Origin of the sequence: Vibrio sp. 2-1-2a, assembly GCF_032648565.1 — a bacterium.
Taxonomy (GTDB): domain Bacteria; phylum Pseudomonadota; class Gammaproteobacteria; order Enterobacterales; family Vibrionaceae; genus Vibrio; species Vibrio diabolicus.
Map to the genome: position 1 here is coordinate 84,872 of NZ_WBOH01000002.1, position 12,427 is coordinate 97,298.

Annotated in this window: 12 protein-coding genes and 1 other annotated feature; of the genes, 8 read left to right on the forward strand and 4 right to left on the reverse strand. The window is 44.7% G+C overall.

Features of this window, described 5'->3' with window-relative positions; genetic code table 11:
• The first annotated feature begins 422 nt into the window (after window positions 1-422).
• Window positions 423-2,786: a DNA polymerase II gene (locus F7Y48_RS05060; RefSeq protein WP_258506577.1), complete on the forward strand. Its 2,364-nt coding sequence runs from the start codon at window positions 423-425 to the stop codon at window positions 2,784-2,786.
• Here the strand turns inward: F7Y48_RS05060 and F7Y48_RS05065 are convergent.
• A complete protein-coding gene (locus tag F7Y48_RS05065) occupies window positions 2,783-3,550 on the reverse strand; it encodes a nucleotidyltransferase domain-containing protein (protein WP_182019859.1) in 768 nt (255 codons plus the stop codon). The genes F7Y48_RS05060 and F7Y48_RS05065 overlap by 4 nt on opposite strands.
• Before the next feature lie 194 nt (window positions 3,551-3,744).
• Between F7Y48_RS05065 and yeiP the strand changes: the two genes are divergently transcribed.
• Together yeiP and F7Y48_RS05075 are read left to right on the forward strand one after the other, a co-directional pair.
• Window positions 3,745-4,311 (forward strand): elongation factor P-like protein YeiP, encoded by a 567-nt coding sequence (gene yeiP, locus F7Y48_RS05070; RefSeq protein WP_005376801.1) that lies wholly within the window; start codon window positions 3,745-3,747, stop codon window positions 4,309-4,311.
• Between the two features lie 2 nt (window positions 4,312-4,313).
• On the forward strand, window positions 4,314-4,634 hold the full coding sequence (locus F7Y48_RS05075; protein ID WP_005376800.1) for an HI1450 family dsDNA-mimic protein: 321 nt from the start codon (window positions 4,314-4,316) through the stop codon (window positions 4,632-4,634).
• Window positions 4,635-4,819: 185 nt separating this feature from the next.
• On the opposite strand, the gene rluB is transcribed toward F7Y48_RS05075, so the two are convergent.
• Window positions 4,820-5,758, reverse strand: coding sequence for a 23S rRNA pseudouridine(2605) synthase RluB (rluB, locus tag F7Y48_RS05080; RefSeq protein WP_005376798.1), 939 nt, complete (start codon window positions 5,756-5,758; stop codon window positions 4,820-4,822).
• A gap of 546 nt (window positions 5,759-6,304) precedes the next feature.
• Here rluB and F7Y48_RS05085 point away from each other — a divergent pair.
• Entirely contained in the window at window positions 6,305-7,015 is a 711-nt protein-coding gene (locus F7Y48_RS05085; protein ID WP_316682055.1) for a calcium-binding protein, read from the forward strand.
• Between the two features lie 102 nt (window positions 7,016-7,117).
• Here F7Y48_RS05085 and F7Y48_RS05090 read toward each other — a convergent pair whose 3' ends face one another.
• Window positions 7,118-7,738, reverse strand: a complete 621-nt coding sequence (locus F7Y48_RS05090) for an L-threonylcarbamoyladenylate synthase (protein WP_005376791.1) — start codon at window positions 7,736-7,738, stop codon at window positions 7,118-7,120.
• Window positions 7,739-7,925: 187 nt separating this feature from the next.
• Window positions 7,926-8,783 (reverse strand): RNase RNM, encoded by an 858-nt coding sequence (gene rnm, locus F7Y48_RS05095; protein WP_316682057.1) that lies wholly within the window; start codon window positions 8,781-8,783, stop codon window positions 7,926-7,928.
• Window positions 8,784-8,878: 95 nt separating this feature from the next.
• Here rnm and F7Y48_RS05100 point away from each other — a divergent pair, with 95 nt between their 5' ends.
• The 4 genes from F7Y48_RS05100 to trpD all read left to right on the forward strand — a co-directional run bounded on the left by F7Y48_RS05100 (window position 8,879) and on the right by trpD (window position 12,420).
• Window positions 8,879-9,004, forward strand: a complete 126-nt coding sequence (locus F7Y48_RS05100; protein ID WP_005376787.1) for a trp operon leader peptide — start codon at window positions 8,879-8,881, stop codon at window positions 9,002-9,004.
• Window positions 8,951-9,054 (forward strand) — a sequence feature (Trp leader region). Its footprint overlaps the gene before it by 54 nt.
• A gap of 126 nt (window positions 9,055-9,180) precedes the next feature.
• The gene (locus tag F7Y48_RS05105; RefSeq protein ID WP_316682059.1) at window positions 9,181-10,758 is read left to right on the forward strand and encodes an anthranilate synthase component 1; all 1,578 of its coding nucleotides are present in this window, start codon (window positions 9,181-9,183) and stop codon (window positions 10,756-10,758) included.
• Window positions 10,759-10,763: 5 nt separating this feature from the next.
• The gene (locus tag F7Y48_RS05110; protein WP_046874475.1) at window positions 10,764-11,372 is read left to right on the forward strand and encodes an aminodeoxychorismate/anthranilate synthase component II; all 609 of its coding nucleotides are present in this window, start codon (window positions 10,764-10,766) and stop codon (window positions 11,370-11,372) included.
• Window positions 11,373-11,409: 37 nt separating this feature from the next.
• Window positions 11,410-12,420 (forward strand): anthranilate phosphoribosyltransferase, encoded by a 1,011-nt coding sequence (gene trpD, locus F7Y48_RS05115; protein WP_104971911.1) that lies wholly within the window; start codon window positions 11,410-11,412, stop codon window positions 12,418-12,420.
• The last annotated feature ends 7 nt before the right edge of the window (window positions 12,421-12,427 follow it).

The following is a 12,427-nucleotide window of genomic DNA, read 5'->3' on the forward strand; positions in this document are numbered from 1 at the left end:
TATCTCCACACTTTGTATTGGTTCTGCACCCACATAACCATTATTTGTTAAATGTGGATATCAGTATGACTGCCTATATACTAACGTAATCGACAAAAAATTGCTTTCTATGAATATGTGCTGAAACGCAAACTTTAGCAAGAACTTATTCATAAACCACTCTATTATTTTAGAGCGTGATGAGCAGAACCGAAATCTAAGAAAAGACAATTAACAACATTAAGTACAATAAATCAAGTAACTAGGTTTCATATTGCCCAGAGAAACACGCTATAACTTAAAATGACACTGTCCCTCTTGCACCAGAGGCTAACTTGTAATCACTAATTCCAGCAAAAATTTGAACCGCTTTCTTTACTGGTTATTTTTACAGTTCTTAATGTTAAACTAGCGTTCTTCAAGTTTTCTAAGGTTTCTCACATTTGAATATCCAACAAGGCTTTCTGCTTACTCGACAGGCACGAGACATCAAAGGTCAAACTCAAATCGAGCTGTGGCTTTCGACAGAAGCAGGTCCTACTCAGTTAATTATTAATGGTGAGAAGCCAGTATTTTTCATCGCTCAGAAACACTCAGAGCAAGCAAAAACACTCGCGCGAGAAAAAAACATACCCGTCGACATCCGCCTTTTGGATCTCAAAACGTTTGAACATACGCCTCTTTCTGCATGCTATACCAACGTAACCAGAGACGCTCTCACACTTAAAGACACGTTCGCTCAAAATGATATCACCACTTACGAAAGTGATATTCGCCTCGCCGATCGCTACCTCATGGAGCGTTTTATTAAAGGCAGTATTGAGTTTACAGGCAATGTGACTCGTACCAATGGCTACCAACGCGTCCAGAACGCAAAATGCCGTACGGGGCAATATGAGCCGAAGTTAAACGTTGTCTCGTTAGATCTAGAATGCTCTGAGAAAGGCATTCTTTACTCCATCGGATTAGACAGCGTCATGGATTCCCGCGTTATCATGATCGGAGAACCAGAACCTTCGGATACACCGATACAATGGGTCCAGGATGAAAAGGCGCTTCTAGAAGCACTCATCGATTGGTTTAAAAAATTCGACCCCGATGTCATTGTCGGTTGGAATGTCATTGATTTTGACTTTTGTCTGTTACACAAACGAGCAGAATGGCACAACATGAAACTCATGCTTGGCAGAGCAGACCAAGCCAGTTTTTTCAGAAGCTCATCTCAAAGCCAACAAGGGTTTATTTCCATTCCCGGGCGAGTTGTAATGGACGGTATCGATACGTTAAAAACGGCGACTTATCACTTTCGGTCTTGGTCATTAGAGTCTGTATCTCAAGAACTCTTGGGGGAAGGTAAAGAAATCCACAACGTTCATGACCGTATGGATGAGATCAATCGTATGTACCGCTCCGACAAACCATCGCTGGCTAAATATAACTTACAAGACTGCGTGTTGGTGAACAAGATTTTCAATCACACTCACCTGCTCGACTTTGCAATTGAACGCTCTCGCCTCACTGGTGTAGAACTGGATCGTGTCGGTGGCTCGGTAGCGGCATTCACTAATTTATACATGCCGCAAATACACCGCGCAGGCTATGTTGCCCCGAACCTACACCCAGAAAATTGGATTGCGAGCCCCGGCGGTTACGTGATGGACTCCATCCCTAACCTATATGATTCCGTTTTAGTATTGGATTTTAAGAGTCTATATCCATCGATTATTCGCTCTTTCTTGATTGATCCTATGGGTTTGGTTGAGGGGTTATTACTCGATATTGGAAAAGAAGATAATCAGGCTGTTCCTGGCTTTCGCGGTGGACAGTTCCATCGTACGAAACACTTTTTACCAGAAATGATTGAAAAGCTTTGGGCAGCACGTGATGTTGCAAAGAAGAACAATGAAAAAGCTTTTTCTCAGGCAATCAAAATCATCATGAACTCGTTTTATGGCGTACTGGGGTCATCGGGATGTCGTTTCTTTGATACTCGGTTAGCTTCTAGTATTACCATGCGCGGACATGAGATCATGAAGCAAACTAAAGTGCTGATTGAGGAACAAGGCTATCAAGTGATTTACGGCGATACGGATTCCACATTTGTGTCGTTGAATCGACCATACAGTCAAGTAGAAGCCGACGCTGTTGGAAATCAATTAGTTGATTACATCAACTCTTGGTGGCAAGAACATCTGCGCTCTGAGTACAACCTAACATCTATGTTGGAAATTGAATATGAAACCCACTATCGCAGATTCCTTATGCCAACAATTCGTGGCGCAGAAACTGGCTCGAAAAAGCGCTATGCGGGTTTAATCGGTGAAGGAGAGCAAGAACGGATTGTATTTAAAGGGTTAGAAAGTGCCCGTACTGACTGGACCTCGTTAGCACAGAAATTTCAAAATACGCTCTATAGAATGATTTTCCATGGTGAAGACCCAAGCGACTATGTCCGAGAGATGGTTGAGAAAACCAATAACGGTGAATTTGATGAACAATTAGTGTATCAAAAGCGACTGCGCAGAAAGCTGCATGAGTATCAGAAGAACGTCCCGCCACAAGTGCGTGCAGCTCGTTTAGCGGATGAGATAAATGCCAAGCTTGGACGCCCATTACAGTATCAAAACAAAGGACGAATTGAATACATTATAACCGTGAACGGTCCTGAACCTTATGAGTACCTCAATAGCCCGATTGATTATCAACATTACATTGATAAACAACTCAAACCCGTTGCAGATGCGATTCTCCCTTTCATTGGGACGGATTTTGACAGGCTTTCAGCACCACAAATGGGGTTGTTTTAACCGATACGAAACTCTGTTTTCTGGTACTGTTTGACTAACCAATCACCAAACGCATCAATTAGCCCGATAACAGAACGCTTGGGAATACCCCGGCCAGAAAGTAAAATTTCTAGCCGCTCGATCTCAAGCTGCTTTTCAGGATGATAAGTTAAGAATACCTTGCCACATTGTATAGGGTCATCAAACCAACGTTTATCTCGATACATCACCAAAGAGTATGACGCTCTTAGTAACTTTTTAGCAATCACGCGCTGGGCGGCCACCTGCTCTTCTATCGTCTTCGCTTGTACGATTTTTTTGCGATACACCGTAATCCAATCTTCCACATCCATATTCCAGTGCTTAGCAATTTCCCAACTTGGGACGTAATCACCAAAACAGTCTGCTAGATCATCACCATAAACACAGACACAGCAATGCTTAAGCATAAAGCCCCAAGTGAAAATACTGTCTAAATTAGCTACTTCGCTCACTAAGGCTGTACGGACCGATACACCATTAACGTGAGGGTAACTCTGCTGCGCACGCCACTTAATTGTGTTGAGCAAAGTCGCGCGATTGTGCTCAAAGGATGATTGAGTAACGACAACCAGGTCTAAGTTCGACCTTCCTGCGATCGCTGTTTTACGAGCAACACTACCGTATACATAAACGCTGTGTAAGTTTTGCCCCAATCCACCTTTGAGACAAGCGGTGACTTCCCTAATTAAAGGCGCAAACTCTGGTTGAAATGGTTGTTTAGGATCGATAACAGGCAGAGACATGACTTAAAACGTGTTCTCAGATGGTTCAAGAAGTTGGACTATATGTTCTCTTAGCCGACTTACTGAATCAAGTCCATTCAGGTGTTTAGTCATGGGAGTAACAACAAATTTCTGCAATGAATTTTAATGCTAGGCGGCTAACTTAGCGCTATAATCACCGAGTTTTGCTTAATAAGTATGAATAGGAATATACAATGCCAAAGGCAAGTGAAATCAAAAAAGGCTTCGCAATCGAGTCTAATGGTAAAACTCTTCTAGTTAAAGACATCGAAGTAACGACTCCTGGCGGTCGTGGCGGCGCTAAAATCTACAAAATGCGTTGTACAGATCTAAACACGGGCGCACGTGTAGATGAGCGTTACAAGTCTGATGACGTTGTTGAAACGGTAGAAATGAACAAACGTGCAGTTGTGTACTCATACGCTGACGGCGATGAGCACATCTTCATGGATAACGAAGACTACTCACAATACACATTCAAGCACAATGAAGTTGAAGACGACATGCTGTTCATCAACGAAGATACACAAGGTATCCACATTATCCTTGTTAACGGTGCTGCTGTGGGTATTGAACTACCATCTTCTGTTGAGCTAGTGATTGAAGAAACTGACCCTTCAATCAAAGGTGCTTCTGCATCTGCTCGTACTAAACCAGCACGCTTCGCTTCAGGTCTTGTCATCCAGGTTCCTGAGTACATTGCAACTGGTGACCGTGTTATCATTAACACAGCTGAACGTAAATACATGAGCCGAGCATAAGCATGTCTGATTTGATTTCTTACGACGACGTCATCGACGCAGCGTACGACATTTTCCTTGAAATGGCTCCAGATAATCTAGAGCCTGCTGACGTGATTCTGTTTACTGCGCAATTTGAAGATCGTGGTGCCGCAGAACTTGTTGAAACTGGTGATGACTGGGTTGAACATGTTGGCTTTGAGATCGACAAAGAAGTATATGCAGAGGTTCGTATCGGCCTAGTAAATGAGGAAAATGACGTTCTTGATGACGTATTTGCTCGTATGCTAATCAGCCGAGACCCTGAACATAAGTTCTGCCATATGCTTTGGAAACGCGATTAACGTTTCTTCATCATGAACAAAAATACCAGCCTAGTGCTGGTATTTTTTATCTGCTGTTTTGTTTAGCTGCGATATTTGTTTATCCAAAGTACCCTGCTCTATATCGGCTTTAGATCCTTTTGTTATGTAACAGATAAGAAAAAGGCTTGCCGAATTGGCAAGCCTTTCTGATGTTTTGCTATCGATTAACGATGCTTGTTACGTGCGCCTTGGTCACCAGCAGTCTTCTTCGGCTTACGACGAGAAGGGTTGTTACTGCGACCTTTTGGCGTGTTAACACGCTCTTCATGGCGCTTAACTGCGCGACGAATTTTTTGGCTGCGTGCACGCTCACGTTTGCGTGACGTGTTGTCTTTGTTCAGATCAAGCATGGTTTCTTTTTCTGGACGAAGCTCTACAAGCTCACGCAAGTAGTTTACTTCTTTCAGGTCAAGCTCCATCCAACCACCACGAGGCAGTTTCTTGTCTAAGAAGATGTCGCCGTAACGAACACGTTTCAGACGACTAACGGTACACTCTTGCGATTCCCATAGTCGACGAACTTCGCGGTTACGACCTTCGTTGATAACAACGTAAAACGTGTGGTTCATGCCTTCACCACCCGCGTAAACAACATCTTCGAAGCGAGCTAAACCGTCTTCCAGTTCAACACCTTTTACTAGATTACGAACTTTCTGTTCAGTTACTTCACCGAACACACGTACTAGGTATTCACGTTCAACTTGGCGGCTTGGGTGCATTAAGCGGTTCGCCAGTTCACCATCCGTTGTGAAAAGCAGAAGACCAGAAGTGTTCGCATCCAGACGACCAACTGAAATCCAACGAGAGCCACGAATTTTTGGCAGACGATCAAAAACAGTACGACGACCTTCTGGATCGTGACGAGTACACAGTTCACCTTCAGGTTTGTAGTACGCAAGTACACGACAAATCACTTCTTCTTGAATCTTTGCAGAGACAATGTGACCATCGATACGAACTACGCTGCTCTCGTCTTCAAGTCTTTCACCAAGCTTAGCGACTACACCGTTCACGCTAACGCGACCAGATTTAATTAACGATTCAATCTCACGACGAGAACCGTGACCAGCACGTGCTAATACTTTTTGTAACTTTTCGCTCATTTATCTACCTATGTGTCGTCTTCACAGACGTCTAGACCAGGATTGGTCTGTATTTTGCTAATTACCCATTTCAGTGGGATTTTTCGGTCCGACATTATACGTAACTTTCTCAGTTAATGTAAGCTAAATCGGCGCCATTCTCCACACCCAAAATTCACTTTAAAACGTCGAAAATATTTACTCTATTCTGCAACTTTTTTCCTACTTAATGCTGATATTGCCCAGCGAGAATCCCACTAATATCGGTCTTCCCGAGCCACTTTAACCGTGCAGTACCTGATAAAATTGTCAGGGTTACAACAATAACCACTTGGGGTGTGTTTACTGTTCGTATTGCTAGAAAGCAGCGAAGAATAAGCCGTCCCAGTTTGCTGCTAAGTAATACCAATCATCGTGGATAAATGAGCACTCATAGCAAGACAAGAAGCATCGGTAAGTCACTATTTACTATTAAAAATGACACTAACGTTATCGTGTATTTTAACTAGCTAGATTAGCTCTGCATTTTCGGCGATTGGCATAAATCAGACAAAAAGGAATAGAACAATGTCTATGCTAAACCTAGACCTAAATTGGATTTTTGGGACATCTCAAGATGACGATATGACCGGTACAAAAGGGTCTGAAACAACCGATATTTTCTTCGGCTTCTGTGGTGATGATAAGTTCGTAGGATACGGAGGCAATGATGTTATCTTCGGGGGCTGGGGAGACGATACCTTGCTCGGTGGCCGAGGGAACGACTTTGTTTCTGGCGGCTTTGGCAACGACTTCCTATCGGGCGGATTAGGAAATGACAAGCTCTTTGGTGGTTGTGGCGATGATACAATTTTTGATTACTCAGGCAACAACTACTTGAGTGGGGGTTGGGGTAACGACACGCTCGTCGTTGGCGATGGTGAATCAGTACTGAGCGGCGGCTGTGGAGACGACACTTTCGTGCTTACAAACCGCCTGGCTATTGGTGTACCGGATCAACCTGTATCCTCCAACGATATTGATATTAAAGCCGATATTGTCGATTTTAATATTTTTCATGACAAACTTGTCTTCGATATGGGCAGAGACACCGACAATGATGGTATTCGAGATACGTTCTTGGATTCAGCGGATGATCTGACTTTATCTTATAATGAGTGTGGCTGGGCAGTATTCTCTAGTGATGAATACAATGTCGAAGTAACATTAAACGGCGTGAGCTCTGCATACATCAACTATGCTGAACAAAATGGTATCGACATTTTCGATTTCGCTTAATCTCAAACAGTTAAGTTCAATGAGATATTCGATAAGACAACTAAAATAGGAGGCGCGATGCCTCCTATTTTGTTTGACGGTGGTGTACGTCTATTCGTCGAATTATTCGAATGGTGCCGGGTCACCTGATCCCAAACGCACCACAACAGGTTCACCTTCGCTAAAGTCAATGACGGTCGTAGGTTGTTCACCTAAGTAACCGCCATTAAGAATCACATCAACCGCATGTTCTAGTTTATCGCGAATATCTTCCGGATCAGACTCTGTTACGTCACTGCCAGGTAGGATCAACGACGTAGACATCATCGGTTCACCTAATGCTTCCAACAAATCCAAGGCAATTTGATTGTCTGGAACACGGATACCAATGGTCTTACGTTTCGCGTTCATCAAACGACGCGGCACTTCTTTCGTACCTTTGAAGATGAAGGTGTAAGGACCTGGTGTGTTGTTTTTCAGTAGTCGGAATGCAGAGTTATCTACTCGCGCATATAGAGAAAGCTCCGACAAATCACGACACAATAAAGTAAAGTTATGCTTATCATCCAGACGACGGATCTGACAGATTCGTTCCAGTGCCTGTTTGTTCTCCAACTGACAGCCAAGTGCGTACCCTGAATCGGTAGGGTACACCACAACGCCGCCGTTACGAATGATTGCTACTGCTTGATTAATCAAGCGAGCCTGTGGGTTTTCTGGGTGAACGTAAAAAAACTGGCTCATTGTAATTCCTCATTATCGAGCCTCTCGGCTCTATATTCTTATTTGGAGCTTGAATGCCGCCTTGTTGTGCTTTATCAAGTGACTTCAAGATTCAAAGTTTTGTTCAGTTCCAACGACAAGGAAAGCCACATTGAGACGCAATATATACACTTTCCAGTTGTTTGACGCTGAAACCCACACCTTGAGGTTACTTTGATATATCCAACGAAGGATCAATACCCCAATCTTTCCAAACTGGTTCGACGCCAGCAGGCAACCAAAGGTTCCTTCCTAGCTCCATCCAAGGGGATGGGTAGTGAAAATCACTGCCTTGAGACGCTAATAGTTTGTATTGTATAGCATAATCAGCCAAGTTGCGCCTTTCTTGTTGCGCTTGCTGTGGCTGTGCAACTTCCATCGCATCGCCGTTTGCTTCTACAAACGCTGCTAGAAGACGCTTAATCCACTTCGCTGTCAACTTATATCTTCCAGGATGCGCTAATACCGCCAAACCACCAGCAGCATGGATAGCATCAACCGCATCTTTCATCGAGCACCAATTCGGTGGTACATAACCTGGGTTATTACGCGTTAGGTATTTTTTAAACACCATTTGCATGGTTTTTGCGTAACCATTATCCACCAACCATTTCGCGAAGTGCGCTCTCGTGACAGTCGCATCACCGGCGATCTGCCTTACCTCTTCGAGCACACCTTCCCGAGTTGCTTTTTGTAGTCGCTCTGCAATCAACTCTGACCTTGTTATGCGGTGCTGCTTCTGCTGCTCGATGAGGGCGGATAATTGTTCATTTTCCGGATCGATATTCAAGCCGACAATATGAATGTCTTTGTTTTGCCAGACAGTCGATATCTCAATGCCGTTGATGATTTTGATCGGCAAGTTATTGTCTTGAACGTGTTGCTTGGCTAACGCCAAGCCGTCAACCGTATCGTGATCAGTGATCGCCAAAACCTCGATATCAAAACTCAGCGCCCTTTCCACTAAATCTTTAGGCTCTAACCGACCGTCCGATGCAGTGGTGTGACTATGTAAATCAATTCTCATATTTTTATCGTTTTAATGCTGTTTTGGGGTTGACTTTTTACTCTCGCACTAGTTAACTAGTACACAAATACAAAGTACGTAATTTAAGGTTCACCATGTTACAAGAATTTAACCAAAACCAAAAAGCGAAAGTTGCGGTTTGTCTTAATAAGGCAAACTCATCAGATCTTGCTTGGTGGCGCACTTGGACTAGTTCTTGGTGGGCAAACGTATACTTCTAGTTTATAGAACCAAACGTTGTAAAGCCCGCTACTTAAGCGGGCTTTTTTGTTTTGTTGCTCATTTCACATTCAACTGCCTAAACATTAATCGAATATGGCTAACTCTAGATTGGGAGAACGTTTGCTTTATGCGACTATGTACGGCAGGAAGATTTAGACAGCTACAAGGAGGTCTTGTGAATAAGGCCATAGAAATCAAGAAACTTGGATGCCTAGAAGTATTAAAGACTTCGGTTCCTTACACTCAAGACCCAACACGTTTGTTCCATACCATTTGTGAGAACAAAAGAGATAGCTTGCTTCTCGAATCCGCTGAAATTGATTCGAAACAGAATCTAAAATCACTTTTAATCGTCGATTCAGCGGTGCGCATCGTTTGTTACGGCCACACTGTAAACATGCAGGCGTTAACCAACAACGGTAAAAACCTACTGTCTCACCTAAACCAGAACATCCGTGGTGACGTTGAGAGTAAGTTCGATGGCGAAACGCTGACTTTGGAGTTTAGCCAGCCATGCGACACGTTAGATGAAGACTCTCGACTACGTGAAGCTTCTTCTTTTGACGCTCTACGTTTAGTGCAACACAGCTTCGATATTTCACAGCAAGACAAACACGCGATTTTCCTTGGCGGTCTGTTTGCCTACGACTTCGTCGCAAACTTCGAGCCGCTTGGTAATGCAGAAGCAACCAATCAATGTCCAGATTACGTTTTCTACGTAGCGGAAACATTGCTTGTTGTCGACCATCAAACGGAATCTTGCCAGCTTCAAGCTACATTGTTTGTGGATGATTCAGAAAAACTAGCGCTAGAGACTCGCATCGCAGAAATCAGCGCTCAATGTGCGGCGCCAAAGTTACTTCCAAGTGCAGAGAAAATCGCCGACGTAACGGTAGAACCTAGCGTATCTGACGATGACTTCTGCCAAATCGTTCGCGACTTAAAAGAGTTCGTAGTTAAGGGCGATGTGTTCCAAGTCGTACCATCTCGCCGATTCACTCTACCTTGCCCTTCTCCACTCGCTGCTTATAAAGAACTGAAACAAAGTAACCCAAGCCCTTACATGTTCTACATGCAAGATGAGCTGTTCACTTTGTTTGGCGCATCACCAGAAAGCGCGCTTAAGTACGAAACCGACACCAACCAAATTGAAATCTACCCAATTGCAGGTACACGTCGCCGTGGTAAACGCCCGAATGGAGAGATCGATTTCGACCTAGATAGCCGCATCGAACTTGAACTGCGTACCGACATGAAAGAAAACGCAGAGCACATGATGCTGGTTGACTTAGCACGTAACGACGTTGCTCGTATTGCTCAAGCTGGCACACGCCACGTAGCAGACCTACTAAAAGTCGACCGCTACAGCCACGTAATGCACTTAGTATCTCGTGTGGTTGGTCAACTGCGTGAAGACCTAGACGCGCTGCACGCATACCAAGCATGTATGAACATGGGCACGCTCACTGGTGCACCAAAGATTCGTGCAATGCAGTTGATTCGCGACGTAGAAGGCGCACGACGCGGTAGCTACGGCGGTGCTGTGGGTTACCTTACCGGCGAAGGTACACTCGACACATGTATCGTAATTCGCTCAGCTTACGTTGAGAACGGCATTGCTCAAGTTCAAGCTGGTGCTGGCGTGGTGTTCGACTCTGATCCGCAAGCGGAAGCAGACGAAACGCGCGGTAAAGCGCAAGCGGTAATCTCTGCTATCCAAGCAGCGCATTCTCAACCTACGAACAAGGAGTAGCAGACATGGCGAACATCGTATTCATCGATAACTTTGACTCGTTCACCTACAACCTTGTGGATCAATTCCGCTCGCTAGGTCACTCAGTCAAGATTTACCGAAACAACATCCCAGCAGAAACCATCGAACAAGCGGTAAACGAGCTTGAAAACCCAGTGGTTCTGCTATCGCCAGGCCCTGGTGCACCGTCAGAGGCAGGCTCAATGCCAGAACTTATCCTACGCATGAAAGGCAAAGTTCCGATGATCGGTATTTGTCTTGGTCACCAAGCGATTGTTGAAGCGTACGGCGGCACCGTCGCTGGCGCGGGTGAAATCATTCACGGTAAGGTCTCTATGATGGAGCACCAAAACCATGCGATTTACCAAAACCTACCATCACCACTTGCGATTGCACGCTACCACTCGCTGGTTGCGACCAAGATTCCTGAGAGTCTAACCATCACGGCAGAAGTGGATGACTTGGTGATGTCTGTTGTACATGAAGAAGATAAAGTTTGCGGGTTCCAGTTCCACCCGGAATCTATTATGACGACCTACGGAGCGACACTGTTGGCCAATGCCATTGAATGGGCACTTGAAGAACAAACTTCAGCGAATCCACTCACTGCTTAAAAAGCACTTGGCACATAAGAAATTTAGGAGAGGAAATATGGAAGCAATCATCAACCCTATTATTACCAAACTGTACGAGCAAGAATCGCTTACTCAGGAAGAGAGCCAACAGCTATTCGACATCATTATCCGTGGAGAACTAGACCCAATTTTAATGGCGTCAGCACTGACTGCACTAAAAATCAAAGGCGAGACACCGGATGAAATTGCGGGTGCGGCAAAAGCACTGCTGGCAAACGCAAACCCATTTCCTCGCCCAGATTACGATTTCGCAGATATCGTAGGTACCGGCGGTGACGGCCACAACACCATCAATATCTCAACCACTGCGGCGTTTGTTGCTGCAGCATGTGGTCTAAAAGTAGCAAAACACGGCAACCGCAGCGTTTCAAGCAAATCGGGTTCTTCTGACCTTCTTGATTCATTTGGTATCAACCTAGCCATGAGCGCAGAAGATACGCGTAAAGCGGTCGACGATATCGGTGTTGCTTTCCTATTTGCACCTCAATACCACGGTGGTGTGCGTCATGCGATGCCAGTGCGTCAAACCATGAAAACACGCACCATCTTTAACATTCTTGGCCCACTGATTAACCCTGCTCGTCCTAACATCGAATTGATGGGCGTTTATAGTGAAGAACTGGTTCGTCCTATCGCAGAAACCATGCTACAAATGGGTATGAAGCGCGCCGCTGTAGTACACGGTAGCGGTCTGGACGAAGTGGCGATTCACGGTGAAACAACCGTTGCAGAGATCAAAGACGGTAAGATCACAGAATACAAACTAACGCCTGCAGACTTCGGTTTAGATGCGCACCCGCTAGAAGCGATCAAAGGCGGTGATCCTGAAGAAAACAAAGCGATTATTACCAATATCCTGACGGGTAAAGGCACAGACGCACAATTGGGCGCAGTGGCGGTGAACGTTGCGCTGCTAATGCGTCTATTCGGCCACGAAGATTTAAAAGCCAACACGCAACAAGCGATTGAAGCAATGAATTCAGGCAAGGCGTACCAATTGGTACAACAACTTGCCGCACACGCTTAAGGAATTG